The sequence below is a fragment of the Trinickia mobilis genome, from assembly GCF_017315705.1.
Classification (GTDB): Bacteria; Pseudomonadota; Gammaproteobacteria; order Burkholderiales; family Burkholderiaceae; genus Trinickia_A; species Trinickia_A mobilis.
Map to the genome: position 1 here is coordinate 72768 of NZ_JAFLRF010000009.1, position 26170 is coordinate 98937.

Here is a 26170-nt window from a genome sequence, read left to right on the forward strand (position 1 = left end):
CCGGGGCGCCAAGAGACGTGCAACGACGGTTCTTTTCAAACCGCACCTATGGTGTAATGCCGGCATGGAAATCGGCAGCCAGTTCAAGACCGTTGCGCTCGTGGGGCGCAGCAACACACCGGCCATCAGCGAGCCGCTGATGACGCTCGCCGCGTGCATCGCAAAGTGCGGGTTGGAGGTCGTGTTCGAAGCGGAGACGGCGCACGATATCGGCGTGACCGGCTACCCGGCGCTCACCCCCGCGGAGATCGGCGCGCGCGCGGACGTGGCCGTCGTGCTCGGCGGCGACGGCACGATGCTCGGCATCGGCCGGCAGCTCGCGCCGTACAAGACGCCGCTGATCGGCATCAACCACGGGCGGCTCGGCTTCATCACCGATATTGCCGCGTCCGACATGCAGCAGGTCGTCCTGCAGATGCTCGCCGGCAGCTTCGAGCGCGAAGAGCGCACGCTGCTCGAGTCGCGCATCATGCGCAACGGCGAGCCGATCTATCACGCACTCGCATTCAACGACGTGGTGGTGAATAGAAGCGGCTTTTCGGGCATGGCGGAATTGCGTGTGTCGGTGGACGGCCGCTTCATGTACAACCAGCGCTCGGACGGGCTGATCGTCGCGACGCCGACCGGCTCGACCGCCTACGCGCTGTCGTCGCAAGGGCCGATCCTGCATCCGCAACTGGAGGGCATCGTACTCGTGCCGATCGCGCCGCATGCGCTGTCCAATCGGCCGATCGTGCTGCCCGACGACAGCAAAGTCAGCATTCAGATCATCGCGGGCCGCGATGTCAACGTGAACTTCGACATGCAGTCGTTCACCGCGCTCGAGCTCAACGATACGATCGACGTGCGCCGCTCGCGCCATTCGGTGCCGTTCCTGCACCCGGTCGGCTACAGCTATTACGCGACGCTCAGAAAGAAGCTGCACTGGAACGAACACCCGTCGCTCGACGACGATTCGCTCGTGTAACCTCACGACCCTCCATGCTCCGTCACCTCTCGATACGCGACTTCGTCATCGTCGCCGCGCTCGATCTCGAATTCGACCGCGGCTTTACGGTTTTCTCAGGTGAAACGGGCGCCGGCAAATCGATTTTGATCGACGCGCTCGCGCTGACGCTCGGCGCCCGCGTCGACGCGAGCGTCGTGCGCACCGGCCAGAGCCGCGCCGACATCACCGCCGAATTCGCCGCGCACGAGCACGTCGCACGCTGGCTCGACGAGCAGGCGCTCGGCGATAACGGCGACGTCGACAACGAGGACTGCGTGCTGCTGCGCCGCGTTGTCGACGCGAACGGACGCTCGCGCGCGTTCATCAACGGCACGCCGGCGACGTTGACGCAGTTGCGCGAGGTCGGCGAAATGCTCGTCGACATCCACGGCCAGCACGCGCATCAATTGCTGATGCGCTCGGACGCCCAGCGCGAACTGTTCGACACGCACGCCGGGCTCGCCGCCGCCGCGACAGGCGTCACGCGCGCGCATCGGGGGTGGCGCGATGCGGCCCATGCCGTCGAACTGGCGCAAACGCGCGACCGCGAACTGCAACTGGAGCGTGAGCGGCTCGCCTGGCAGCTCGCCGAACTCGACAAGCTCGCGCCGCAGCCTGGCGAATGGGAAGAGATCGGCGCCGAGCACCGGCGGCTGTCGCATTCCGCGAACCTGATCGACGGCGTGCAGGGCGCGTTAAACGCGCTGTCCGAGGCTGACGACGCGATGGTTGCCCGGCTCGGCTCGATCGTGAACAAGCTGCGCGATCTCGCCGAGATCGACCCGGCGCTCAACGACGCGCTTGCGTCGCTCGAACCCGCCGAAATCCAGGTGCGGGAGGCGGCCTACTCGCTCACGCATTACGCACAAAGGCTCGAACTCGATCCGGACCGGCTCGCGCAGGTCGAAAAACGGCTCGACGCACTGCATTCGACCGCACGCAAATTCCGCCTGCAGCCCGAGACGCTGCCGGAAGAACACGAGGCCCGCCGGGCGCAGCTTGCGGCGCTCGATGCCGCCGCCGATCTCGACGGGCTGCGCGCAGCGGAAGGCAAGGCGAAGGATGCCTATCTGGTTGAAGCGAAGGCGCTGTCGAAGGCGCGCGCGAAGGCCGCGAAGGCACTCGGCGCGGCGGTGACAACGGGGATGCAGGAATTGTCGATGGCGGGCGGCAGCTTCGAAGTCGCGCTCGTGCCTCTCACTGAAGGCGGCGCGCATGGGCTCGAGCAAATCGAGTTTCGCGTCGCCGGCCACGCAGGCGTGCCGCTGCGGCCGCTTGCGAAAGTCGCGTCCGGCGGCGAGCTCGCGCGCATCAGTCTCGCGCTCGCGGTAATCGCGAGCGCCGCCAGCCCGACGCCGACGCTGATTTTCGACGAAGTCGATACCGGAATCGGCGGGGGTGTCGCCGAAGTGGTCGGGCGCCTCTTGCACCAGCTTGGCCGCGACCGGCAGGTGCTGTGCGTCACGCACTTGCCTCAAGTCGCCGCACGCGGCGACCATCATTTCCAGGTGGCCAAAGCGGCCGATACGAATGGCGGCACGGTCAGCACCGTTTCGCCGCTCGATAAGGCGAGCCGCATCGAGGAAGTCGCGCGAATGCTCGGCGGCCTCGAAATCACCGCCACGACGCGCAAGCACGCGAAGGAAATGCTGACGGCCTAGCGTTCGCTTCGAGCGTCGCGCGGCGCCCTGCTCACCCGAACACTCGCTGCCACAGCCGCAACACGGCCGACTTTTCGTCGGCGACGCGCTCCGGCACGACCCGCGCCGTTTCCATCCCATCGAGACGCAGCTTGTGCTGCATCTTCCGATACGTCCGGTAGGCGCCGCCCACGGTCTCCGCCTCGTCCGGGCTCATCAGCCCGAAACGCGACACCTCGCGCAGCAGCGCGATATTGCCGGTATTGCGGATCATCTCCGGATGCCGTTGCGCGTGCAGCAGCACCCAGTACTGGACGATGAACTCGATATCGACCATCCCGCCGCGATCGTGCTTCAAGTCGAACAGCTCGGTGCGGTTCGGGTGGCCGGTGAACACGCGCTCGCGCATCGCCGCGATCTCCGCGGCGAGCGGCGCGGCTTCGCGCGGCGTGGTCAGCACCTGCTCGCGAATCGCCTCGAATTGCGCGCCGATCTCGGCATCGCCCGCGCAAAAGCGCGCGCGCGTCAGCGCCTGATGCTCCCACACCCACGCGGTATTCGCCGCATCGCCCTCGCGCAACTGGTAGCGGCGGAACGCGTCGAGGTCGGTGATCAGGAGGCCCGATTCGCCGTTCGGCCGCAGACGCAGATCGACGTCGAACAGCGTGCCGGCGCCGGTGGCCGTCGTGAGCCACGTGATGAGACGCCGCGTGAAGGCGGCGTAGACGTCGGCGGCGGCGTCGTCCGGGTCGTCGTAGAGGAAGATCAGATCGAGGTCGGACGCATAGCCCAGTTCCTTGCCGCCCAGCTTGCCGTAGGCGATCACCGCGAAGCGCGGCACCTCGCGATGGCGTTTCGCCAACTGTTTCCAGACGGCTTCGATCGTCACGTCGAGCACCGAGTCGGCCAGCTCCGACAAACGATCGCTGACATGCTCGACCGACAGCTTCCCGGCCAGGTCGATCAGCAGGATGCGGAACACCTCGGCTTGCTGCGCGTGGCGGAGCAGATCCATCTGCTGCTCGACGTCGGCGGCCGCCGCGAGACGCGCGCGCAGCGACGTCTTGAACTCCGCCCAGTCGAACGGGCTCGCGATCGCTTCGTCGTCGAGCAGTTCGTCGAGCAACTGCGGATGCCGGATCAGATAGCCGGCCGCCCAGCGCGACGCGCCGAGCACCGAGAGCACGCGATCGAGCGCCGCCGGATATTCGTTGAGCAGCGCCAGATAGGCGCCGCGCCGGCCGATCGCTTCGAGCAAGTCGAACAGGCGCGCGATCGTCTGGCCGCGTTTCTCGGCGGGTTCGAGCGACGCGGCCGCTTCGAGCGCCCGCTGTGCGATCGTGTCGAAGCGCTGGCGGCTCTTCTCCGGCAGTCCCGCATAGCGCGACGATTGCCAGACCGCGCGCATGCGCGTGAGCAAATCGGCCGGGTCGATGAAGCCGAGTTCGGCGAGGCGTTCGAGAAGTGCTTCGTCGGCGCTGTCGTCGCCGAGCGCGCTGCTCCAGATCCAGGCGGCCGCGCCGTCGCCTGCCACGCCGCAGCCGCCGTTGCCGCTCACCTTGTCCGCGAAGATCTGGTCGAACTGAGATTCGACCATTTCCCGGTGGCCGTCGAGCTTCGCCATCAGCGCCGCGTAGTCGGCGAAACCGAGCGACGCGGCAAGGCGCGCGCGTTCATCGGGATCGACGGGCATCGCGTGGGTCTGCGCGTCGTTGCGGTATTGAAGCCGGTGTTCGAGCACGCGCAAGAATTTATAGGCTTGCGTGAGATCGGCGCAAACCTTCGGCGCGATCAGTCCGCGCCCCGCCGCGTGGCGCAGCACGGCGAGCGTCGGACGAATCCGGAAGCCGGCATCCTGCCCGCCGCGAATCAGTTGGAACACCTGTGCGCTGAACTCGATCTCGCGTATGCCGCCGCGGCCGAGCTTGATGTCGTCGGCCTTGTCGGGGCGCATCGCCGCGCGGCGCTGCGCTTCCTGGCGGATCTGCAGATGCAGCGCGCGGATCGCGCCGATCACCCCGAAGTCCAGATAGCGCCGGTAGACGAACGGCTTGACGAGCGCATCGAGCTGCGTCGCGAGGCGCTTGGCGGCGGCGCTCTCGTGCTCCGAGACGAGCCGCCCCTTGATCCACGCGTAGCGCTCCCATTCACGGCCCTGCACATAGAAATACTCTTCCAGCATGCCGAGGCTGCAGACGAGCGGCCCCGAATCGCCGTTCGGACGCAGCCGCATGTCGACGCGGAATACGTAGCCGTCCGCGGTCACTTCGGCGAGCGCGCCGATGAGCCGCCGCCCGAGCCGCGTGAAGAATTCCTGCGTCGCGATCGGCGAGCGCGTGCCGCCCGCCGTCTCGCCGTCGTCCTCGTAGACGAAGATCAAATCGATGTCGGACGAGACGTTCAGCTCGCGCCCGCCGAGCTTGCCCATGCCGACGACGCCCAGCGCCAGCCGCTCGCCGTCAGGCCCGCGCGGCTCGCCGTAGAGCCCTTCGAGTTCCGCCGACAAGACCGCGAGCGCGCGCTGGATCGTCGCTTCGGCAAGATCCGTCATCGTGCCGGTGACTTCGGCGACATCCCCCTGCCCCGCGAGATCGCGCTCCATCACCGCGCCGAACACCTCCGTGCGCAACTGGCGCAGCGCACGGCGCAGCGCGTCTTCGGCGAGCGGCGCATCGGACGTGCCCGCTTGCCCGGCGACGAGCGCGTCGAGCCGCGCGTCGATGCGCTCCCGCGTGAGCGGCTCATTGGCCCACCCAGCGATGCGCGCAGCCAGTTCCGGGCGGGCCGCAATCGCCCGCGCCGCATAGTTCGAATAGCTGGAACTCAGGAGGAAGACATCAGTCATGAATGACTCGGAAGCGCTGGTTGATTCCCGTTTAAGACGGGGTTGCTCGGCGTTTCGCCCGCCTCTTGCAACGATCTCGTGACCGGGGCGAAACTGGGTAAGAAACTCGGTAAGCAATGCCCGTGTAACAAGGCGTAGCCGTTGGTTTGAGCGGCATGCCCCTGTGTTACATTTCGTCGTTAGACCGCAAAACTACCATATTGCCGACTCGCCGCAGCATGTCCGCCCGCAAGGAAGCCGTCGATCCGGCCGAAGCCACCCCCCCGCGGCACGACCACGCAGTGCTCAGGCATGCGTTGCGGACGATTTTGACTGTCGCGCTCGTCCTCTACTTCATCGCGATCGGCGCCCTCGTCGGCCTGCGCTACGTGCTCCTGCCGCGCATCGACGACTTCCGTCCGCGCATCGAAACCCTCGTCTCCGAAAAGCTCCACGCGCAATTGCGGATCGGCAAGCTCGCGCCGCACTGGTCCGGCTTCCAGCCGGGCATCGACGTGACCGATCTGACCATCCGAGGCCGCGACGGCAAGCTCGCGCTCAACATCCCGCATGCGACGGCCGCCGTGTCGTGGCGCTCCCTCGTGCACTTCAAGCCGACGCTGTCGAGCCTCGTGGTCGATCAGCCGGACGTGCTCGTCGAGCGCTCGGCGGACGGGTCGTTACTGGTCGCGGGCGTGCAGGTGCCGACGGCCCACAAGGGCAACGATACGTTTTCGACCTGGCTCCTCGAACAGCAGGCGATCGTGCTGCGCGGCGGCACGCTGCGCTGGCAGGATGCGCAGCACGACGCGCCGGAACTCGCGTTGCGCGACATCCGCCTCGCGATCCTGAACCACGGCGCCGATCACCGCATCGCATTGCAGGCGCCCGCCGACGGCACGGTGCTGCACGGCCCGCTCGACTTCCGCGCGCAGTTCCGTCATGCGCATCTTCACGCGATCGGCAAGCCGGTGAACTGGACCGGCCAGGCCTACATCTCGACGGGGCTCGTCGATCTGCCGGCGCTCGCGCGCTACGTCAGCTTCCCGATCCAAACTTACGCCGGGCGCGTCGCGAACTCGATCTGGGTGAATTTCTCGGGCGGCCACATCCATTCGGCGAGCGGCGACCTGCAAGGCTACGACGTCGCGCTCCGGGTACACCCGACGCAACCGAAGCTCGACGTGCCGATCGCCCACTTCTCGTGGTCGGTCGATATCGACCCGCGGCGCGACTACACGCTGCGGCTGTCGAACCTGCGCGCCGAGCTCGGCCAGCCGCCGCTGCCTGACGGCACGCCGATCTCGCGCACGCTTGCGTTCAACACGCTCGTCGGCCACTACCGCGCGCCGAGCGTGGAGCGCGGGCAGTCCATGAGCGTTACCGGCGACCGCGTGGACCTCGGCATCCTCGCCGAATTCAGCCGCGCGCTGCCGTTTCCCCGGCGCTTCCTGAATGAACTCGTGCGCTTCGATCCGCGCGGGCTCGTCGCCAACTATGAGATGTCCATCGAGCGCGCGAAGCCCGAGAACGACGAAGCCGCAAGCGAGCAGCGCGTGAGCGGCGCGGCGCCGGTCATCCACTACCGCTTCAAGGCCGACCTGCAAGGCATCAGCCTCGCCGCGCAGGAACCGCCGCCGGGCCTGTCGCCGAAGGGCCACCCGCGCGCCGGCGTCCCCGGCTTCGAGAATCTATGGGGCACGGTCGACGCCGACGAAACGCACGGCACCGTGACGCTGGACACGGTCCATGCGGCTGTCACGATCCCCGGCGAGTTCGACGACCCGCGTCTCACATTCGACCGCCTGAGCGGCCGCGGCAACTGGACAATCCTTCCTGCCCAGCCCGGCGAAAAACACAAGCCGTTCGTGGTCACGGTATCCGACTTCAACGTCGCGAATGCCGACACGGCCGGCCACATCGTCGCGAACTACTCGAATCCCGGCCATGGACGCGGCACGCTGGACCTCACGGCCAACATCGACCACGCGCTCGTCACGCGCATCACGCGATATCTGCCGACGAGCATCAGCGAGCACCTGCGCGAATACCTCGGCCACGGGCTGCAAGGCGGCATGGCGAAGAACGGCGTGATCGAGGTGCACGGCAACCTCGACAAGTTCCCCTACTCGCTCGATCCGAAGGCCGGCATCTTCCGCATCACCGCACCGTTCTCGGGCGGCAAGTTCGACCCCTCGCCGTTTCCTCCGAAGAAACTGAAGAACGGCACGCCCGACATCTGGCCGGCCTTCGACGACATCGACGGCGTCTTCACGCTCAAGGAAAACGTGCTGCGCCTCGACATCGACAAGGGGCGCTACAAGGGGGTGCGCGTCACCAAGGTGGCCGGACGCATCGACGACCTCGGCAACAAGGAAGGCTCGCCGCTCATCATCGAAGGCCGCGCGCACGGCCCGCTCGCGGACCTGCTCGACTACGCGAACAACAGCGCGCTCGCCGGCATGACCAACCACGCCGCCGACACAGTGCGCGGCAGCGGCCCGGCGACGCTCGCGCTGACGCTCACGATTCCGCGCCATCCGAAGCCGCACGTGGCTGTCGCGGGGTCGATCGGACTCTTTGGCAACGAACTCGCCGCCGGCAATGTGCCGCCGCTGTCGCAGCTCACCGGCAAGGTCGGCTTTACCGAGCATTCCGTCACGCTGGACCGGATCAACGGACGCTGGCTCGGCGGCGACGTGCGCGCCGACGGCGCGCTCAGTCCAAGCGGCACGTATGCGCTCAACGTCGCCGGGCGCGTCGCCGTCGATGCCGCGCGCGACCTCAATCTGCACGGCACGGCCGCAGAGCTGCTGACGCACGTGTCGGGCAGCGCGTCCTACTCGATCAACGTGCAAGGCGCGAAAGGCCGCCTGCCGGACGTTACGGCGACCTCCGACTTGACCGGCCTCGCGCTCGATCTGCCGGCGCCGTACCACAAGCCGCTCGGCACGGCGATGCCGCTCTCGTTCACGTTCAAGCCCCTCGACACCGGCGACGGCGCCGACCTGCAGCGCGCCGACCTGACGTTCGGTCCGCTCGTCGCTGCCTACGTGCTCAGTCATCCGCCGCACGAGGCGCCGACGGTCGTGCGCGGCGCGATCGGCTTCAACCGTCCGGCGGACCTGCCCGACGAGGGCGTGATCGCCAATATCGACGTCCAGGAGTTCGATGCCGATGCATGGCGCACGCTCTATGGCGGCCTGCATGCCGCCAACGAAACGCCGTCGCCGGACGCCGCCAGCGCCGGCGCCGCCCCTGCCGCGCAGCCCGCGGCAGGGGCGAACGCAAGTGCAGGCAGCGGCACGAACACCCCCGCTCAATATCTGCCGAGCCGCTTCGCGCTGCACTTCGACACGTTGAAGCTCATGCATCGCAATTGGGAAAATGTGGTTGTCGGCGCCTCGCGTATCGGTCCGAATTGGCAGGCGAACATCGCGTCGGATCAGGTCTCCGGCTACCTGTCGTGGCAGCCGGGCGCCGGCCGCAACAACGAGGGATTGCTGCAGGCGCGCCTCGCCAAGCTCGTGATCCCCAGCGCGATGGAAAAAGAGCTGGTCAGCCAGGTCGCCCACGCGCCCGCGACGAAAATGCCGGCCATCGATCTCGTCGTCGACGATCTCACCGTGCGCAATCGCGACATCGGCCGGCTCGAAGTCGACGCCCACAATTTCGACGACAATGGCGTGCCGGTCTGGCAACTCGACAAGTTCGAGGTGAGCAATCCGGCCGCGAAGCTCTCCGCCACCGCCAACTGGCGCACCTCGCGCCGCCTCGGCGCGAGCGCGCCCGACGACTCGCCGCGGCGCACCGTGATCGACTTCAAGCTCGACATCGCGGACGCCGGCGCGCTGCTCGAGCGCTTCGGCCTGCCGCGCACGGTGAAGGCGGGCAGCGGATCGCTCTCGGGCAAGGTCGGCTGGCGCGGCGGCCCGACGGCGATCGACTATCCGACGCTCAACGGCAACGTCGCCGTCGACCTGCATCACGGGCAGATCCTGAAGGTCGATCCGGGCGTCGCGAAGCTGCTCGGCGTGCTGAGCCTGCAAAGCCTCACGCGCGTGCTGACGCTCAATTTCAAGGATGTGATCGGCGAAGGCCTGCCGTTCGAAAGCGTGACGGGCACCGGCCAGATCAAGAACGGCATCGGCCGCACCGACGATTTCCGGATCGTGACCGCGCCCGCCCGCGCCAGCATGAAAGGCACGGTCGATCTCGCGGGCGAGACGCAGAATCTGCATGTCGACGTAACGCCGACCGTCAGCGCCGGCTCGGCGGTGATCGCCGCGACGATCATCAATCCGCTCTTCGGCCTGGGCGCGCTCGTCGCGAACTTCGCGCTGTCGGAATCGCTCGCGCACGCCTTCGCGCTGCAGTACGCGATCACCGGTTCGTGGGCGCATCCGCACATTGAGCGGCTCCACGGCGATCGCGGTAAGATGATTCTTCCTCCGGCCGAGGCGGCCCCAGCCCCAGCCGAAGCGACGGGTCAGTGACGGCCCGCCGGGCGGCCGCCCCGCCAGGGCCGGATCAGTCGCCGCCACGGTGCCGTTTCTGCGATTCGAGCGAATGCCACAGTTCACGACATGAGCGAGCCACTCCCTAGTTCCACGCCTTACCGCGTCGCCGCGCTGCAGATGGTCAGCACGCCCGATCGCGAACGCAATCTCGACGCTGCCGGCCAATTGATCGCCGAGGCTGCCGCCGGCGGCGCGAAGCTCGTGCTGCTGCCCGAGTACTTCTGCTTCATGGGCTTCAAGGACACCGACAAGCTCACCGTGCGCGAGCCCTACGGCGATGGCCCGATCCAGCGCTTTCTGGCCGACGCGGCACGGCGGCACGGCGTCTGGGTGCTCGGCGGGACACTGCCGCTCTTGGCGCCGGAAGCATCCAGGGTGCTCAACACGACGCTCGTCTTCTCGCCCGAAGGCGAGGAAGCGGCGCGCTACGACAAGATCCACCTCTTCAACTTCGAGAAAGGCAGCGAGTCGTTCGACGAAGCGCGCACGATCCGGCCCGGCGACACGGTCCGGACGTTCGATGCGCCGTTCGGACGAGTGGGCCTGTCGGTCTGCTACGATCTGCGCTTTCCGGAACTGTATCGGCGGATGGGCGACTGTGCGCTCATCGTCGTGCCGTCCGCGTTCACGTACACGACTGGACGCGCCCATTGGGAGATGCTGCTGCGCGCCCGGGCGGTCGAGAACCAGTGCTACGTGCTCGCCGCGGCCCAAGGGGGCACGCATGAGAACGGCCGCCGCACCTGGGGCCACAGCATGCTGGTCGATCCCTGGGGCGAAATCGTGGCGGTGCGCGACGAAGGCGCGGGAGTCGTCGCGGGCGATATCGACCTCGCGCGCATCGCCGAAGTGCGCCAGAGCCTGCCCGCGTGGCGGCATCGCGTGCTGGCATGACTCGCCTCCCCAAGCACGGCCACCGTTAAACCGTTACCTCCCCGACATCAACTGAAGCGCCGCGACCCAACCGTTTTTTCGAATCTACCCGGAATCTACCCACACACGCATGAACATCATCGAACCCGGCATCCGCAATCTCGCGACCGCGAAAGACGTCCTCCTCACGCCTTACGGGCTCGACGAAGCGCTGCTCACGCGCACGCTCGCCGACATCTTCACGCATCGCGTCGACTACGCCGACCTCTACTTCCAGGCGACGCGCAGCGAAGCGTGGAGTCTCGAGGAAGGCATCGTGAAATCGGGCAGCTTCAGTATCGATCAGGGCGTCGGCGTGCGCGCCGTGTCCGGCGACCGCACGGCGTTCGCCTACTCGGACGATCTGTCGCCGCAAGCGCTCGCGCAAGCCGCCGAGGCCACGCGCGCGATCGCCAAGGCGGGCGGCGGCAAGCAGAAGGTGAAGGCGGCATCGTCGCTCACGGGCGTGGCCGGGCGCGATCTGTATCTGCCGGCCGATCCGCTCGCCTCGCTCGACGCCACGGCCAAGGTCAAGCTGCTCGAGCGCGTCGAACAGATGGCGCGCACCCGCGACCCGCGCATCACGCAGGTGATGGCGGGCCTTGCCGGCGAATACGACGTCGTGCTCGTCGCGCGCAGCGACGGCGCGCTCGCCGCGGATATCCGCCCGCTCGTGCGCGTCTCGGTGACGGTGATCGCCGAGCAGAACGGCCGGCGCGAGATCGGCACGGGCGGTGGCGGCGGCCGCTTCGACTACGGTTACTTCACCGACGCCGTGCTCGAGAGCTACGTCGACGACGCCGTGAAGGCGGCGCTCGTGAACCTCGAAGCGCGCCCGGCTCCGGCCGGCGCGATGACTGTCGTGCTCGGGCCGGGCTGGCCCGGCGTGCTGCTGCACGAGGCGATCGGCCACGGCCTCGAAGGCGACTTCAACCGCAAGGGTTCGTCGGCATTTGCCGGACGCATCGGCGAGCAGGTCGCGGCGAAGGGCGTGACGGTGGTCGACGACGGCACGCTGCCGAACCGCCGCGGCTCGCTCAATATCGACGACGAAGGCAACCCGACCCAGTGCACGACGCTGATTGAAGACGGCATCTTGAAGGGCTACATCCAAGACACGCTGAACGCGCGCCTGATGAAGATGCCCGTCACCGGCAACGCGCGCCGCGAATCGTACGCCGCGCTGCCGATGCCGCGCATGACCAACACCTACATGCTCAACGGCGACAAGGACCCGCGGGAGATCATCGCGTCGGTGAAGAACGGCCTGTACGCGGTGAACTTCGGCGGCGGCCAAGTCGACATCACGAACGGCAAGTTCGTGTTCTCGGCGTCGGAGGCTTACATGATCGAGGACGGCAAGGTCACCTATCCGGTCAAGGGCGCCACGCTGATCGGCAGCGGACCGGAATCGCTCAAGTACGTGAGCATGATCGGCAACGACATGTCGCTCGATACGGGCGTCGGCGTGTGCGGCAAGGAAGGCCAAAGCGTGCCGGTGGGCGTGGGCCAGCCGACGCTGCGTATCGATCGGATGACGGTCGGCGGCACCGTTTGACGCGAGCTCCCCGCGTGCATTGCCGCCGAGGGAAATGCGCAGATTTCCTGCGCGTTTCCCTCAAGCGATGCGGAAATCCCGCATTTTTTGGGTTTGCGGGTTGTCAGCCGCGCCCGCCCGGGTTATAAAGCCGAGTACCTTTTTGACAAGCCACTTCCTTTCCAAGCCATGATGTCCGCCAAGTTTTACTTTTACTTCTTTTGGCATCTCAGACCGCTGGCGGATCGAGAGGAGTGATAGTGCACGAAAAGGCACCCAGAATTCCCGAAAAAACCGCCAGCGAGTCTGGCGGTTTTTTTTCGCCCCGTGCTTTGGCCTCGATCAATCGACTGTTTAATCGCCACGAATCTTTGAACGCTTTTTGAATACCGCCCGCTTCGGCATCGCTTTCCCGGAAACGCGTGCTTTGAGCGAACCACACCGCAGCTTTACATGGGACCGGAGTAAGCGCTAAGGCGCCAACTCCGGCCGACACAGGAGAGCCAGAATGCCCCCGCACAATACCGACGACGTCCGAATTCGAGAACTGAAAGAACTCACCCCGCCCGCGCACCTGATCCGCGAGTTCCCGTGCACGGAACCCATGTCGGACCTGATCTTCAACACCCGCCGGTCGATGCACCGCATCCTGCACGGCATGGAGGACCGCCTGATCGTCATCATCGGGCCGTGCTCGATCCACGACACGAAGGCGGCGATGGAGTATGCGGGGCGGCTCGTCGAAGAGCGCAAGCGCTTCGCCAACGAACTCGAAATCGTGATGCGCGTGTACTTCGAAAAGCCGCGCACGACGGTGGGCTGGAAGGGCCTCATCAACGACCCGTACCTCGACAACAGCTTCAAGATCAACGACGGCCTGCGCACTGCGCGCGAGCTGCTCGTCAACATCAACGAGCTGGGGCTGCCGGCCGGCACCGAATATCTCGACATGATCAGCCCGCAATACATCGCCGACCTGATCTCGTGGGGTGCGATCGGCGCGCGCACCACCGAATCCCAGGTGCATCGCGAGCTGGCCTCGGGGCTCTCCTGCCCGGTCGGCTTCAAGAACGGCACCGACGGCAACGTGAAGATCGCCGTCGATGCGATCAAGGCGGCGTCGCAGCCGCACCATTTCCTGTCGGTGACGAAGGGCGGGCACTCGGCGATCGTGTCGACGGCCGGCAACGAGGACTGCCACATCATCCTGCGCGGCGGCAAGGTGCCGAACTACGACGCGGCGAGCGTCGATGCGGCCTGCACCGACATCAGCAAGGCCGGCCTCGCCGCACGCCTGATGATCGACGCGAGCCACGCGAACAGCTCGAAGAAGCACGAGAACCAGATTCCGGTGTGCGCCGATATCGGCCGCCAGATTGCGGCCGGTGACGAGCGGATCGTCGGCGTGATGATCGAATCGCACCTGGTCGCGGGCCGGCAGGACCTCAAGGAAGGCTGCGAGCTGACGTACGGCCAGAGCATCACCGATGCGTGCATCAACTGGGAAGACAGCCTCGGCGTGCTCGAAGGGCTTGCGCAAAGCGTCAGGCAGCGGCGCGTCGCGCGCGGCAGCGGAAATTGAGGGTTTGCCGATGCAGGCCGTCGGCGCAGGCTCCGGGCAGCTACGCTGCCCGCCTGTGCCCCGCGGCAAGCACGCCGCGGCTCAACCGGCGCCGCGATCGTGCTGCCACAGCACATCGCTGCCGCCGTCCGCGCGATTGAGCACGCGGGCCAGCACGAACAGCAGGTCGGACAAACGATTCACATAGCGGCGCGGCGCCTCGTTGATCGCGTGCGCCTCACCGAGCGCCACGATCGAGCGCTCCGCGCGCCGGCAAACGGTCCGGCAAACGTGCGCGAGCGCCGCCGCGCGCGAGCCGCCGGGCAGGATGAATTCCTTGAGCGGCGGCAAATCCGCGTTGCATTGCGCGAGCCAGCCGTCGAGCTGCGCCAGATGCGTATCGGCGACCAACGTATGACCGGGGATGCACAGCTCGCCGCCCAAATCGAACAAATCGTGTTGAATTGCCGTCAGCATGCCGCGCACGTCGTCAGGAAGCGGCTCGCACAGCAGCACGCCGATCTGGGAGTTCAGCTCGTCGACGTCGCCGATCGCGGCGATGCGCGCGTCGTCCTTGCGTACCCGGCTGCCGTCGCCGAGACCGGTGGTGCCGTCGTCGCCCGTGCGCGTGGCGATCTTGCTCAAACGGTGACCCATGATGCCTCCCGTCCCCCAAGGGGACTTCCTTCGGGGCGCCGGGCCGCTGGCCGGCGCGTCTTTGATCAGCGGCGCCGGCCAGGCCGCCGCATAGCGGCCACCATTATAGGATTTTGGGATATCTCGAGGGTCCGGCAGGGACGTTCAGCGTAGAATGGTTCGCCTCAATTGCAAGCACCGGTTCGCTTCATTTGCGGCTTTCTTGCCGCCGCGGTCCGTCAAGGCCGCGGTCAGAACCTCGCCAAAGCCCGTAGAGGCCCACGCACTGCAAACGCCTCTTCGCCATAACACGCTCCACCCCGCCGCCAGGAGACATCCGTGAATCATCCCGTGCCGCCGTCCTCCGTTCGCCGCCCCGTTCCCGCTGAATTGCTCGACGCGCTGAAAGCCGCCTTCGGCGAGCGCGCCTCGACTTCCGAAGCCGTGCGCGCGCATCACGGCCGCGACGAATCGCCGTTCGATCCGCAACTGCCCGACGCCGTCGTTTTCGCGCGCTCCACCGAGGATGTGCAGGCCGCCGTGAAACTCTGCGGTCAGTACAACGTGCCGATCATTCCCTACGGCAACGGTTCGTCGCTCGAGGGGCATTTGCTCGCGGTCGAAGGCGGAGTGTCGATCGACTTGTCCGCGATGAACCAGGTGCTGTCGATCGCCGCCGAGGACCTCACGGCGACTGTCCAGGCAGGCGTCTCGCGCAAGGCCCTCAACGAGGCGCTGCGCGACACCGGCCTCTTCTTCCCGATCGACCCGGGCGCGGATGCGAGCATCGGCGGGATGTCGGCGACGCGCGCCTCCGGCACCAACGCCGTGCGCTACGGCACGATGCGCGAGAACGTGCTCGGCCTGACCGTCGTGCTCGCCGACGGCCGCATCGTGAAGACCGGCACGCGCTCGCGCAAATCGTCGGCGGGCTACGACCTGACGCGGCTTTTCGTGGGCTCCGAAGGCACGCTCGGCGTCATCACCGAAATCACGGTGCGGATCTATCCGCAGCCGGAAGCGGTGTCGGCGGCGGTCTGTGCGTTTCCGTCGATGGGCGATGCCGTGAAAAGCGTCATCGAAACGATTCAGCTGGGCGTGCCGATCGCGCGCGTCGAATTCGTCGATTCGCTCGCGATTCGCGCGATCAACCGTCACTCGAATCTCACGCTGCCCGAGTCGCCGACGCTCTTCTTCGAATTCCACGGCACGGCGGCCGGCGTGAAGGAGCAGGCGGAAACCGTCCAGCAAATCACCGCCGACAACGCGGGCAGCGGCTTCGAATGGGCCACCCGGCCCGAAGACCGCAGCCGCCTGTGGAACGCGCGGCACAACGCTTATTTCGCGATGCTGCAACTGAAGCCGGGCTGCCGCGCGGTCACGACCGACGTCTGCGTGCCGATCTCGCGGCTGGCAGAATGCGTCGTCGAAACCGAGCAGGACTTGAAGGGCTCGCCACTGCCGTGCCCGATCGTCGGCCACGTCGGGGACGGCAATTTCCACGTCGCGATGCTGATCGACCCGGCCAAGCCCGAAGAATTCGACGAAGCGGAGCGGCTGAACCGCCGCATCGTCGAGCGCGCGCTGCGCATGGACGGCACCTGCACGGGCGAGCATGGCGTCGGGCTGCACAAGATGGGCTTCCTGCTCGACGAGCACGGCCCTGACGCGATCGACGCGATGCGCGCCATCAAACACGCGCTCGATCCGCGCAATCTGATGAACCCGGGTAAGATTTTTTCCTATGCGGCATAGTGCGCGGGCTGGCGCGACCGCCGGCGACAAACAGCGACCTAGAGCGCCGACCTTGCAGGAGGAGATATGAACCACCCCCACGCTCACTATCGTTCGCTGTCGACCGGAGTTAGCGCTTTGGCGCTTACTCCGGCCCCATGCAAAGCTCCCCCCGAGGGGGCGGATGCCTTCCTTGGGGCGGCCCGGCGGGAGGCATCATGAACCACCCCGCCGAACTCTCGGCCGAAGCGCTCGCCGAACGCCAGCGCGAAGTCGTGCAGGCCCTGATGGCCGTGCTGCCGACGCATTGCCTGCTGTTCCGCGAAGAAGACACGACGCCCTATGAATGCGACGGCCTCGCGGCGTACCGCAGGCTGCCGCTCGCGGTCACGCTGCCGGAGACCGAAGCGCAGGTGCAGCGCATCGTGCAGATCTGCCGGCGCCTTGGCGTGCCGATCGTGCCGCGCGGCGCGGGCACCGGCCTGTCGGGAGGCGCGATGCCGATCAAGAACGGCATCGTGCTGTCGCTCGCCCGCTTCAAGAAGATCATCGAAGTCGATTCCTACGCGCGCATCGCCATCGTCCAGCCCGGCGTGCGCAATCTCGCGATCTCGGATGCAGCCGCGCCTTACGGCCTGTACTACGCGCCCGATCCGTCGTCGCAGATCGCCTGCACGATCGGCGGCAACGTTGCGGAAAACTCGGGCGGCGTGCACTGCCTGAAATACGGCCTGACGGTGCACAACGTGCTGCGCGCGCGTGCCGTCACGATGGAAGGCGACATCGTCGAATTCGGTTCGCTCGCGCCCGATTCGCCGGGGCTCGATCTGCTCGCTGTGCTGATCGGCAGCGAAGGCATGTTCGCGATCGTCACCGAAGTCACCGTCAAGCTGATTCCGAAGCCGCAGACCGCGCAAGTCATCATGGCGAGCTTCGACGACGTGGTGAAAGGCGGCGATGCCGTGGCCGGCATCATCGCGTCGGGCATCATCCCGGCCGGGCTCGAAATGATGGACAAGCCGGCGACGCGCGCCGTCGAGGAGTTCGTCGGCGCCGGCTACGATCTCGACGCCGCTGCCATCCTGCTCTGCGAATCGGACGGCACGCCGGAGGAAGTGGCCGAGGAAATCGTCCGGATGACGGCCGTGCTGCGCGAGCACGGCGCCTCGCGCATCCAGATCTCGCGCTCGGAAGCCGAGCGGCTCAAGTTCTGGTCGGGCCGCAAGAACGCGTTTCCGGCCGCCGGGCGCATCTCGCCGGACTACTACTGCATGGACGGCACCGTGCCCCGCCGCAGCATCGGTCCGCTGCTCGCGCGCATCGAGACGATGGAGCGCAAGTACAGGCTGCGCTGCATGAACGTGTTCCATGCGGGCGACGGCAACATGCATCCGCTGATCCTCTTCAACGGCAACGATCTCGACGAATGGCACCGCGCCGAGGCGTTCGGCGCCGACATCCTCGAGACGTGCGTCGAGCTGGGCGGCACGGTGACGGGCGAGCACGGGGTCGGCATCGAAAAGATCAATTCGATGTGCGTGCAGTTTTCGCCGGAGGAGCGCGATGCGTTCTTTGCCGTCAAACGCGCGTTCGATCCGCTTGGGCTCCTCAATCCCGACAAGGGCATTCCGACGCGGTCCCGCTGCGCCGAGTACGGGAAGATGCATGTGCGCGGCGGGCTGCTGCCGCATGCGGAGTTGCCGCGCTTTTGAGCGGCCCGGAACCAACCCGCGGTTCCGGCTGGGCCGGCTGGCTGACCGGCCGCCGGCATCGTCCGCACGTCAACGCCCGATCCGCTTCCGGCAAGCCGTAGCCAAACGCCCCAATAAGGCCCGCCCCACAACACGGATTTACCCGGGCCGGGCGGCTCCGGCTTGCTTGCCCGGAGTCGCCCGGTACAATCGACCCCCATATCCCCCCAGTACGCGCCGGGCCGCCCCCAAGCGTACTGGCGCCCCCTTGGGGGGGCAGCGAACGCCAGTGAGCGTGGGGGCTGCTTCACTGTGCGGGACCGCCCCATGCCTGCCGGCGCCCCTGGGGGCAGCGAACGCCAGTGAGCGCGGGGGCTGTTTCACTGACTACCCATTCAAGCGGAGTGCCATGGAAGAGGACGACATCGTCGCCGGTTGGTCGGAACGCATCCGCTCGGCCACCGCCGACGGACGGCCGCTGCGCATTCGCGGCGGCGGCACGAAGGACTGGTACGGTCAGGCACTCGAGGGCGAGATCCTCGAGACCCGCGCGTATCGGGGCATCCTCTCGTACGATCCCGCCGAGCTCGTGATCACGGCGCGCTGCGGCACGCCGCTCGCGGAAGTCGAAGCGGCGCTCGCCGAGCACAACCAGATGCTCGCGTTCGAGCCGCCCCACTTCGGCCGCGCCGCCACCTTCGGCGGCTGCATCGCGGCGGGCATCGCCGGGCCGCGGCGCGTTGCGGCCGGCGCCGTGCGCGACTTCGTGCTCGGCGTCGTGCTGATGAACGGCCAGGGCGAGACGCTGCATTTTGGCGGCCAAGTCGTGAAGAACGTCGCCGGCTACGACGTCTCGCGGCTGATGGCGGGCTCGCTCGGCACGCTCGGGCTGATTCTGGAACTGTCGGTGAAGGTGCTGCCGCGCCCCGCCGCCGAGGCCACGATCAAGTTCGACATGAACGGCACCGACGCCGTGCGCAAGCTCAACGAGTGGGGCGGCCGTCCGCTGCCGATCACCGCGAGCGCGTGGCGCAACGGCACGCTCGCCGTGCGGCTCGCGGGCGCGGAAAGTGCGGTGAAGGCGGCGCGCACTGCGCTCGGCGGCGAAGTGGTCGACGCGGTCGAGGCCGAGCGCTTCTGGGAAGGCTTGCGCGAGCAAACCGATCCGTTCTTCTCGACGATCCCGCCCAAGGCCGCGCTGTGGCGGCTCGGACTGCCGTCGATCACCGAACCGCTTCAATTGCCGGGCGCGCAACTCGTCGAATGGGGCGGCGCGCAGCGCTGGTGGATCACCGATACCGACGCGCAGACCGTTCGCATGAGCGCGAAGCAGGCCGGCGGCCACGCGACGATCTTCCGCACCGGCCACGGCTACGACCGCAGCGCAGGCGTTTTTACGCCGCTGCCCGCGCCGCTGATGAAAATCCACCGCGGCCTGAAGGCCGCGTTCGATCCGGCCCGCGTATTCAATCGCGGCCGTCTCTACCCTGATTTCTGAGCGACGCGATGCAGACCAATCTCGCGGACTTTCTCCGTAACACGCCGGACGGCGAAGAGGCCGACGCCATCCTGCGCAAGTGCGTGCATTGCGGCTTCTGCACGGCAACCTGCCCCACCTACCAGCTGCTTGGCGACGAGCTCGACGGCCCGCGCGGACGCATCTATCTGATCAAGCAGATGGTCGAGGGCGCGCCCGTCACGCGCAGCACGCAATTGCACCTGGACCGCTGCCTCACGTGCCGGAGCTGCGAGACGACGTGCCCGTCGGGCGTGCAATATGGGCGGCTCGTCGAGATCGGCCGCAAGCACGTCGAAGAGCAAGTGCGGCGCCCCGCCGGTCAGCGGATACTGCGACGGCTGCTCGCGAGCTTCGTGCCGAACAGCGCGCTCTTTTCGCCCGCGATGCGGCTCGGCCAGCACCTGCGGCCGCTCCTGCCGCGCAAGCTGCGCGACAAGGTGCCGGCCCGCCAGCGCCAGCTCGAATGGCCGGGCACCGCGCACGACCGCAAGATGCTGCTCTTGGCCGGCTGCGTGCAGCCGTCAATGCTGCCCAACATCAACATCGCGACGGCCCGCGTGTTCGACGCGCTCGGCGTCGAGCTGGTCATCGCGCCCGACGCGGGCTGTTGCGGCGCGATCCGCCTGCATCTCGGCTACAACGACGAAGCGCTCGACGACATCCGCCGCAATATCGACGCGTGGTGGCCGCATGTCGAAGGCGGCGTCGAGGCGATCGTGATGAACGCCTCGGGCTGTGGGGCGACGGTGAAGGAATATGGGCATCTGCTGCGGCACGATCCGCAGTATGCGGAGAAGGCGCGGCGTATCTCCGAGCTGACGCTCGACGTCGCCGAGATTCTCCCCGGCTTCGAAACCGAACTCGCCGCGCTCACACGCCGCCGCGGCGTGCATACGGTCGCGTTTCATCCGCCGTGCACGCTGCAGCACGGACAGCAGATTCGCGGCAAGGTCGAGCACCTGCTGAATTCGCTCGGCATCGAAGTGCGGCTGCCGGCCGACAGCCACCTCTGCTGCGGCTCGGCGGGCACCTATTCGCTGACGCAGCCGACGCTGTCCTACAAGCTGCGCGATCAAAAGCTCGACAGCCTGTACGCGCTCGAACCGCAGATGATCGTGTCGGCGAACGTCGGCTGCATCGCGCATCTGCAAAGCGGCACGTCGGTGCCCGTCGCACACTGGATTCAGCTCGTCGAGCATTTGCTGTTCGGCTGAAACCGCGCTCGCCTGCGCACGCGTGCCGCCGGCACGGCCGGGGCGCCGCCGCCCCGGCGCAGGGCTCGCGCCGCCGGGCGACGGCTGGACCGGCGAATTCAGGCCGCGTCCGTATAATTCGAGGCATCGCCTCAGCCGCCGCTTTTCGACTCGCTTCCCATGTCCGATCTCGCTCACAATCTCGCCTCGGTGCATCGACGCATCGAGCGCGCCGCGCAGTCCGCGGGGCGCAACGCCGCCTCGATCGCACTGCTTGCGGTCTCGAAGACGTTTCCCGCCGACGATGTCCGCCAAGCGCATGCCGCAGGCCAGCGTGCGTTCGGCGAAAACTACGTGCAAGAGGCGATCGCGAAGATCGAAGCGCTCGCCGATTTGCGCGCCGATCTCGAATGGCATTTCATCGGCCCGCTGCAATCGAACAAGACCAAGCCCGTCGCGCAGCATTTCGACTGGGTGCATTCGGTGGACCGCCTGAAGATCGCGCAGCGGCTCGCCGAGCAGCGCCCCGACGGCCTGCCGCCGCTCAACGTGTGTCTGCAAGTGAACGTCAGCGGCGAGGACACGAAGAGCGGCGTCGCGCCCGCCGACGTGCCTTCCGTCGCGCGCGAGATCGCGGCGCTGCCGAAGCTGCGTCTGCGCGGCCTGATGTCGATTCCCGAACCGGCCGGCGACGTCGAAGCGCAGCGCGCGCCGCATCGCGCGCTGCGCGAATTGTTCGAGCGCCTGCGCGCCGAGGGGCTCGAGCTCGACACGCTGTCGATGGGCATGTCGGGCGACCTCGAAGCGGCGGTGCTCGAAGGCGCGACGATCGTGCGCGTCGGCACGGCGATTTTCGGCGCGCGTCAGTACGCGCAATAAGCACGCCCTGGGCGCGAAGCGCATCGCTCGCGCTCTTCCATTGACTCCCTCACCTCGCACATCATGAAAATTGCATTCATCGGCGGCGGCAACATGGCCGCGGCCCTGATCGGCGGTCTTATCAAGCGCGGCGTTGCGCCGCTCGATCTTTACGCGATCGACGTCAGCGAAGAAGCGCGCGCACGGACTGCCCAGCAGTTCGGCGTCGAGACCGGCGCCGCTGCGGACGCGGCGCTGAGCGGCTATGACGCGATCGTGCTGGCGGTCAAGCCGCAAGTGCTCAAAAGCGTGAGCGAAGCGCTCGCGCCGCATCTGTCGAAACAGCTCGTCATCAGCATCGCAGCCGGCATTCGCGGTGCGGACCTGTCGCGCTGGCTGGGCGGCTACGCGCGCGTCGTGCGGACCATGCCGAACACGCCGGCGCTCGTCGGCATGGGCGTGACGGGGCTCGCGGCATTGCCGGGGGTCGACGAGGCGGGCCGTGCGCTCGCTTCAGAAGTGCTCGGCGCGGCCGGCGAAACCGTCTGGTTCGACGACGAATCGAAGATCGACGCAGTCACCGCGATTTCCGGCAGCGGCCCGGCCTACGTGTTCTATTTCATCGAAGCGTTGCAGGAAGCGGCGCGGCAGCTCGGCATGGACGAGGCCCAAGGCCGCGCGCTCGCCGTCGCGACCTTCACCGGCGCGGCGCAATTGGCTGCGCAGTCAGGCGAACCCGCGAGCGTGCTGCGCGAACGCGTCACGTCGAAGGGCGGCACGACGGCTGCCGCGCTGGCGTCGTTCGACGCGCAAGGCGTCAAGGATGCAATCGTGCGCGGCGTGCTGGCCGCCGAGGCGCGAGCGAAAGAAATGGGAGATGAGTTGGGCAAGCAGTAAGCCGAGGATGCCCGGCCTGTGCGTCAGAACCCCGCCGCGGCGTAGTGCGCGGCAATCCCGACGAACAACACCCCGCCCAGCCAGTTGTTATGACGGAACGCCGCGAAGCAAGGCATCCGCTCGCGGCCGCGGATCAGGGTGTAGTGATAGACCGCGCAGCCGGCCGCCGCCGCCCACCCCAGCCAATACAGCGCACCGAAGCCGAGCGCAATGCCGATCCACACGTAGATGCCGAGCGTCACCGCATAGCAGATCATGATCGCGAGCACGTCGAAGCGGCCGAACGTGAGCGCCGACGTGCGGATGCCGATCTTGATGTCGTCGTCGCGATCGACCATCGCGTACTCGGTGTCATACGCCACCGACCAGAATACGTTCGCGAGCAGCATCACCCATGCAAGCATCGGCACATGGTCCTGCACGGCGGCGAACGCCATCGGAATGCCGAAACCGAACGCGATGCCGAGGTACGCTTGCGGAATCGCGAAGAAACGCTTCGTGAACGGATACGAGCCCGCGACGAACAGCGCCGCCACCGACAGTTCCTTCGTCAGCGTGTTGAGCGGAAGTATCAAGAGGAACGCGACGATCGACAGCCCCACCGCGATGGCAACCGCCTCCCACGCCCGGATCTTGCCCGACGTGAGCGGACGATTCTCGGTGCGCTTCACGTGCCGGTCGAAATCGCGGTCGGCGTAGTCGTTGATCGCGCAGCCCGCCGAGCGCATCAGCAGCGTGCCGAGCGCGAAGATCACCAAGAGCGGGAGCGACGGACGGCCGTTCGACGCAATCCACAGCGCGTTGAGCGTGGGCCAGAGCAGAAGCAGGCTGCCGATCGGCTTGTCCATGCGGACAAGGCGCAGATAGAGAGGAAGTCGGGCGAACATGGGCGGGCGAGTGAAAGCAATGCCGATATTTTAGAGCCTCCCGCTCTGCATGGGACCCGAGTAACCGCTAAAGCGCTAACTCGGGTCGACCGCTCTGCATGGGACCCGAGTAACCGCTAAAGCGCTAACTCGGGTCGACACGAAAAGGGTCTCCCGGATCGGGGAGGCCCTTTTCGCACCGGGGGCTGCCAGTGACGAACCCAGCCGCTTAAGCCAGCATCGCGCGCAGCATCCACGCCGTCTTTTCGTGCGTCTGCATGCGTTGCGTCAACAGATCGGCGGTCGGCTCGTCGTTGGCCGCTTCCGTCGCCGGGAAGATCTCGCGGGCCGTGCGCACCACCGCTTCCTGGCCTTCGACCAGCTGGCGGATCATCTCTTCCGCAGCCGGCACGCCGTCCGCCTCGGGAATCGACGACAGCTTCGCGAATTCCTTATAGCTGCCCGGTGCCGCCACGCCCAGCGCGCGGATGCGCTCGGCGATCGCGTCGACGGCGAGCGCCAGTTCGTTGTACTGCGTCTCGAACATCAGATGCAGCGTGTTGAACATCGGGCCCGTGACGTTCCAGTGGAAGTTGTGGGTCTTCAGGTACAGCGTGTAGGTGTCTGCGAGCAGGCGCGAGAGGCCGTCCGCGATTTTCTTGCGATCTTTGTCGCTGATGCCGATGTTGATTTGCGTTGCGGTATTTTTCTTCGCCATGACGACTCCGTGAGAAGTGTGAAACGAACCTGCTGGAACGGACCGCCGAGCATCGGCCGGCGTCCGTTCAGGCGCCGGACAGTTTAGGGTGGAACGATGACGCGCGGCGTGCCGGCCGCACGTTGTGCGAACTCATCGGCCGAGCGCGAATTGCAGCCCGTGCGCGACGATCACTGCAAAGCCGCTGCCGACGATCGCGAGCCCGATCGCCTTCTGGGCGAAGGCGATGCCGTTCCTGCGCGTTGCGGGTTGCGCGAACAACGCATCGCCGATACTCAACATCACCTGGGTCATGATCGTTTCTCCTTGAGTTTGGCTGCGGACAGGGCGCTCGTCGCTTCCCACCAGCTGCGCCCTGTCCGCTTCGCCCTGCTTGCTTACTTCGCCTTTGCGGCCTTCTGCTTCGCGATCGCCGCGGTCACGCCTTCAGCGTAGGCCGGATCGGCCTGGCGGAAATGCTCGATCTGACGCGCGACGATGTCTTCCGGCACGCCGTCGATATGGCGCGCGATGTTCGCGAACAGACGCTCGCGCTGGCCCGCGTCGAACAAGCGGAAAAGCGCGCCCGGCTGGCTGTAGTAGTCGGTGTCCTCGCGATGGTCGTAGCGGTCGACCACGCCCGCCGCGAGCGGCGGCTCAGCCGCGTTGCGGTCCTGCGTGAATTCACTGAACCGGTTCGGCTCGTAGTTCACCGTGCCGCCCAGATTGCCGTCCGTGCGCATCGCGCCGTCGCGATGGAACGAGTGGTGGACCGGGCATTTCGGCGCGTTCACCGGAATCTGGTGATGGTTCACGCCGAGGCGGTAGCGATGCGCGTCGCCGTACGAGAACAGGCGCCCTTGCAGCAGGCGGTCCGGCGAAAAGCTGATGCCCGGCACGACGTTGGCCGGCGTGAATGCCGACTGCTCGACGTCCGCGAAGTAGTTCCCGGCATTGCGGTTCAGCTCGATCACGCCCACGTCGATCAGCGGGTAATCCTTGTGCGGCCAGATCTTCGTGATATCGAACGGGTTGTACGGCACCTTGGCCGCGTCCGCTTCCGGCATCACTTGGATGCGGAACGCCCACTTCGGGAAATTGCGGTTGTCGATGTTCTCGATCAAATCGCGCTGCGCGCTTTCACGGTCGCCCGCGATCACTTGCGCCGCTTCGGCGTCGGTGTAGTTCTCGACGCCGTTCAGCGACTTGAAGTGGAACTTCACCCAGAAGCGCTCGTTGTTCGCGTTGATGAACGAGAACGTGTGCGAGCCGAAACCGTGCTGTTGGCGATGATTCTTCGGAATCCCGCGGTCGCTCATCAGGATCGTGACTTGGTGCAGCGATTCGGGATGGCGCGACCAGAAGTCCCATGCGGCGACGTTGCTGCGCAGGTTCGTGTACGGGTCGCGTTTCTGCGAATGGATGAAGTCCGGGAACTTGAGCGGATCACGGATGAAGAACACGGGCGTGTTGTTGCCGACCACATCCCAGTTGCCTTCCTCCGTGTAGAACTTGATCGAGAAGCCGCGCACGTCGCGCTCGGCGTCGGCGGCGCCGCGCTCGCCCGCGACCGTCGAGAAGCGGATGAAGAGCGGCGTCTCCTTGCCGACTTGCGAGAACAGCTTCGCCTTCGTGTAGCGTGAAACGTCGTGCGTGACCTCGAGCGTGCCGAAGGCGCCCGAGCCCTTTGCATGGACGCGGCGCTCGGGGATCACTTCACGGTCGAAATGCGCGAGCTTCTCGAGCAGCCACACGTCTTGCAGAGCGATCGGGCCGCGCGGACCGGCGGTGATCGAGTTCTGGTTGTCGGCGACGGGCGCGCCTGCTGCAGTGGTGAGAGTACGGTCGGACATCCGAAGCTCCTATTGGGGGGTCTTGGGAGAGTTGGACAGCAGTGGGCCGGTTGCGCGGCTTATGCCGACAGCGCGCGATCGACCAGAAGAGAGAATGCCACGGTGCGCGCTCCGCGAAACATCGAGGCAGCCTGGGCGCCGGCGCTGGCGGGTTGAGGCGCGACGCCAGGTTGGGCCGGGTTCGTCGAGAGCGGAACAAAGGGCTGATTCATGACTTCCTCCATGAGTATCGGATTCGAGATCC

Annotated in this window: 20 protein-coding genes; 12 read left to right on the forward strand and 8 right to left on the reverse strand. The window is 66.8% G+C overall.

Annotation, left to right across the window (positions count from 1 at the left end):
- Positions 1 to 64 precede the first annotated feature (64 nt).
- Both J3489_RS14600 and recN read left to right on the forward strand, forming a co-directional pair.
- Entirely contained in the window at positions 65 to 967 is a 903-nt protein-coding gene (locus J3489_RS14600) for an NAD kinase (RefSeq protein ID WP_206999127.1), read from the forward strand.
- Between the two features lie 14 nt (positions 968 to 981).
- Positions 982 to 2649, forward strand: a complete 1668-nt coding sequence (recN, locus tag J3489_RS14605; RefSeq protein WP_206999128.1) for a DNA repair protein RecN — start codon at positions 982 to 984, stop codon at positions 2647 to 2649.
- A 31-nt stretch (positions 2650 to 2680) separates the two neighbouring features.
- Here the strand turns inward: recN and glnE are convergent, their stop codons facing one another.
- A complete protein-coding gene (gene glnE, locus J3489_RS14610; protein ID WP_255555073.1) occupies positions 2681 to 5590 on the reverse strand; it encodes a bifunctional [glutamate--ammonia ligase]-adenylyl-L-tyrosine phosphorylase/[glutamate--ammonia-ligase] adenylyltransferase in 2910 nt (969 codons plus the stop codon).
- Between the two features lie 101 nt (positions 5591 to 5691).
- Between glnE and J3489_RS14615 the strand changes: the two genes are divergently transcribed.
- The 3 genes from J3489_RS14615 to tldD all read left to right on the forward strand — a co-directional run bounded on the left by J3489_RS14615 (position 5692) and on the right by tldD (position 12442).
- Positions 5692 to 9948 (forward strand): YhdP family protein, encoded by a 4257-nt coding sequence (locus tag J3489_RS14615; protein ID WP_206999132.1) that lies wholly within the window; start codon positions 5692 to 5694, stop codon positions 9946 to 9948.
- Positions 9949 to 10038: 90 nt separating this feature from the next.
- On the forward strand, positions 10039 to 10866 hold the full coding sequence (locus tag J3489_RS14620; RefSeq protein WP_206999134.1) for a carbon-nitrogen hydrolase family protein: 828 nt from the start codon (positions 10039 to 10041) through the stop codon (positions 10864 to 10866).
- A gap of 109 nt (positions 10867 to 10975) precedes the next feature.
- Positions 10976 to 12442, forward strand: a complete 1467-nt coding sequence (tldD, locus tag J3489_RS14625; protein ID WP_206999136.1) for a metalloprotease TldD — start codon at positions 10976 to 10978, stop codon at positions 12440 to 12442.
- A gap of 60 nt (positions 12443 to 12502) precedes the next feature.
- On the opposite strand, the gene J3489_RS14630 is transcribed toward tldD, so the two are convergent.
- A complete protein-coding gene (locus J3489_RS14630; protein WP_206999434.1) occupies positions 12503 to 12649 on the reverse strand; it encodes a hypothetical protein in 147 nt (48 codons plus the stop codon).
- A gap of 280 nt (positions 12650 to 12929) precedes the next feature.
- Between J3489_RS14630 and aroG the strand changes: the two genes are divergently transcribed.
- The gene (aroG, locus tag J3489_RS14635) at positions 12930 to 14003 is read left to right on the forward strand and encodes a 3-deoxy-7-phosphoheptulonate synthase AroG (protein ID WP_206999138.1); all 1074 of its coding nucleotides are present in this window, start codon (positions 12930 to 12932) and stop codon (positions 14001 to 14003) included.
- An 81-nt stretch (positions 14004 to 14084) separates the two neighbouring features.
- On the opposite strand, the gene J3489_RS14640 is transcribed toward aroG, so the two are convergent.
- A complete protein-coding gene (locus tag J3489_RS14640; RefSeq protein ID WP_206999140.1) occupies positions 14085 to 14639 on the reverse strand; it encodes a cob(I)yrinic acid a,c-diamide adenosyltransferase in 555 nt (184 codons plus the stop codon).
- A gap of 318 nt (positions 14640 to 14957) precedes the next feature.
- Between J3489_RS14640 and J3489_RS14645 the strand changes: the two genes are divergently transcribed.
- The 6 genes from J3489_RS14645 to proC all read left to right on the forward strand — a co-directional run bounded on the left by J3489_RS14645 (position 14958) and on the right by proC (position 22510).
- Positions 14958 to 16373 (forward strand): FAD-binding oxidoreductase, encoded by a 1416-nt coding sequence (locus J3489_RS14645; RefSeq protein WP_206999142.1) that lies wholly within the window; start codon positions 14958 to 14960, stop codon positions 16371 to 16373.
- A gap of 197 nt (positions 16374 to 16570) precedes the next feature.
- Positions 16571 to 18064 carry an FAD-linked oxidase C-terminal domain-containing protein gene (locus tag J3489_RS14650; RefSeq protein ID WP_206999144.1) on the forward strand — a complete coding sequence of 498 codons (1494 nt, stop codon included), beginning with the start codon at positions 16571 to 16573 and terminating at the stop codon, positions 18062 to 18064.
- Positions 18065 to 18452: 388 nt separating this feature from the next.
- Positions 18453 to 19541 (forward strand): glycolate oxidase subunit GlcE, encoded by a 1089-nt coding sequence (glcE, locus tag J3489_RS14655; protein ID WP_206999146.1) that lies wholly within the window; start codon positions 18453 to 18455, stop codon positions 19539 to 19541.
- An 8-nt stretch (positions 19542 to 19549) separates the two neighbouring features.
- Positions 19550 to 20776: a glycolate oxidase subunit GlcF gene (gene glcF / locus J3489_RS14660; RefSeq protein WP_206999148.1), complete on the forward strand. Its 1227-nt coding sequence runs from the start codon at positions 19550 to 19552 to the stop codon at positions 20774 to 20776.
- A 159-nt stretch (positions 20777 to 20935) separates the two neighbouring features.
- Positions 20936 to 21634, forward strand: a complete 699-nt coding sequence (locus tag J3489_RS14665) for a YggS family pyridoxal phosphate-dependent enzyme (protein WP_206999150.1) — start codon at positions 20936 to 20938, stop codon at positions 21632 to 21634.
- A 63-nt stretch (positions 21635 to 21697) separates the two neighbouring features.
- On the forward strand, positions 21698 to 22510 hold the full coding sequence (gene proC, locus J3489_RS14670; protein WP_206999152.1) for a pyrroline-5-carboxylate reductase: 813 nt from the start codon (positions 21698 to 21700) through the stop codon (positions 22508 to 22510).
- A gap of 23 nt (positions 22511 to 22533) precedes the next feature.
- On the opposite strand, the gene ubiA is transcribed toward proC, so the two are convergent.
- The 5 genes from ubiA to J3489_RS14695 all read right to left on the reverse strand — a co-directional run bounded on the left by ubiA (position 22534) and on the right by J3489_RS14695 (position 26138).
- Complete coding sequence (gene ubiA / locus J3489_RS14675) at positions 22534 to 23397, reverse strand: 4-hydroxybenzoate octaprenyltransferase (RefSeq protein ID WP_206999154.1); 864 nt, start codon at positions 23395 to 23397, stop codon at positions 22534 to 22536.
- Between the two features lie 208 nt (positions 23398 to 23605).
- Positions 23606 to 24094 carry a Dps family protein gene (locus J3489_RS14680; protein ID WP_206999156.1) on the reverse strand — a complete coding sequence of 163 codons (489 nt, stop codon included), beginning with the start codon at positions 24092 to 24094 and terminating at the stop codon, positions 23606 to 23608.
- Between the two features lie 132 nt (positions 24095 to 24226).
- Positions 24227 to 24388: a hypothetical protein gene (locus tag J3489_RS14685; protein WP_206999158.1), complete on the reverse strand. Its 162-nt coding sequence runs from the start codon at positions 24386 to 24388 to the stop codon at positions 24227 to 24229.
- 83 nt (positions 24389 to 24471) lie between these two features.
- Positions 24472 to 25926, reverse strand: a complete 1455-nt coding sequence (locus tag J3489_RS14690; protein ID WP_206999160.1) for a catalase — start codon at positions 25924 to 25926, stop codon at positions 24472 to 24474.
- 59 nt (positions 25927 to 25985) lie between these two features.
- Positions 25986 to 26138 (reverse strand): hypothetical protein, encoded by a 153-nt coding sequence (locus J3489_RS14695; protein WP_206999163.1) that lies wholly within the window; start codon positions 26136 to 26138, stop codon positions 25986 to 25988.
- Positions 26139 to 26170: the final 32 nt, after the last annotated feature.

Bases quoted from the DNA above. Each gene is read 5' to 3' on its own strand.
- J3489_RS14630 (WP_206999434.1), bottom strand. From the start codon at position 12,649: ATGCCAAAAGAAGTAAAAGTAAAACTTGGCGGACATCATGGCTTGGAA.
- glcF (WP_206999148.1), top strand. From the start codon at position 19,550: ATGCAGACCAATCTCGCGGACTTTCTCCGTAACACGCCGGACGGCGAA.
- J3489_RS14695 (WP_206999163.1), bottom strand. From the start codon at position 26,138: ATGAATCAGCCCTTTGTTCCGCTCTCGACGAACCCGGCCCAACCTGGC.
- J3489_RS14690 (WP_206999160.1), bottom strand. From the start codon at position 25,926: ATGTCCGACCGTACTCTCACCACTGCAGCAGGCGCGCCCGTCGCCGAC.
- J3489_RS14615 (WP_206999132.1), top strand. From the start codon at position 5,692: ATGTCCGCCCGCAAGGAAGCCGTCGATCCGGCCGAAGCCACCCCCCCG.
- J3489_RS14650 (WP_206999144.1), top strand. From the start codon at position 16,571: ATGAACCACCCCGCCGAACTCTCGGCCGAAGCGCTCGCCGAACGCCAG.
- aroG (WP_206999138.1), top strand. From the start codon at position 12,930: ATGCCCCCGCACAATACCGACGACGTCCGAATTCGAGAACTGAAAGAA.
- glcE (WP_206999146.1), top strand. From the start codon at position 18,453: ATGGAAGAGGACGACATCGTCGCCGGTTGGTCGGAACGCATCCGCTCG.
- J3489_RS14620 (WP_206999134.1), top strand. From the start codon at position 10,039: ATGAGCGAGCCACTCCCTAGTTCCACGCCTTACCGCGTCGCCGCGCTG.
- ubiA (WP_206999154.1), bottom strand. From the start codon at position 23,397: ATGTTCGCCCGACTTCCTCTCTATCTGCGCCTTGTCCGCATGGACAAG.
- J3489_RS14640 (WP_206999140.1), bottom strand. From the start codon at position 14,639: ATGGGTCACCGTTTGAGCAAGATCGCCACGCGCACGGGCGACGACGGC.
- recN (WP_206999128.1), top strand. From the start codon at position 982: ATGCTCCGTCACCTCTCGATACGCGACTTCGTCATCGTCGCCGCGCTC.
- proC (WP_206999152.1), top strand. From the start codon at position 21,698: ATGAAAATTGCATTCATCGGCGGCGGCAACATGGCCGCGGCCCTGATC.
- J3489_RS14665 (WP_206999150.1), top strand. From the start codon at position 20,936: ATGTCCGATCTCGCTCACAATCTCGCCTCGGTGCATCGACGCATCGAG.
- J3489_RS14685 (WP_206999158.1), bottom strand. From the start codon at position 24,388: ATGACCCAGGTGATGTTGAGTATCGGCGATGCGTTGTTCGCGCAACCC.
- tldD (WP_206999136.1), top strand. From the start codon at position 10,976: ATGAACATCATCGAACCCGGCATCCGCAATCTCGCGACCGCGAAAGAC.
- J3489_RS14600 (WP_206999127.1), top strand. From the start codon at position 65: ATGGAAATCGGCAGCCAGTTCAAGACCGTTGCGCTCGTGGGGCGCAGC.
- J3489_RS14680 (WP_206999156.1), bottom strand. From the start codon at position 24,094: ATGGCGAAGAAAAATACCGCAACGCAAATCAACATCGGCATCAGCGAC.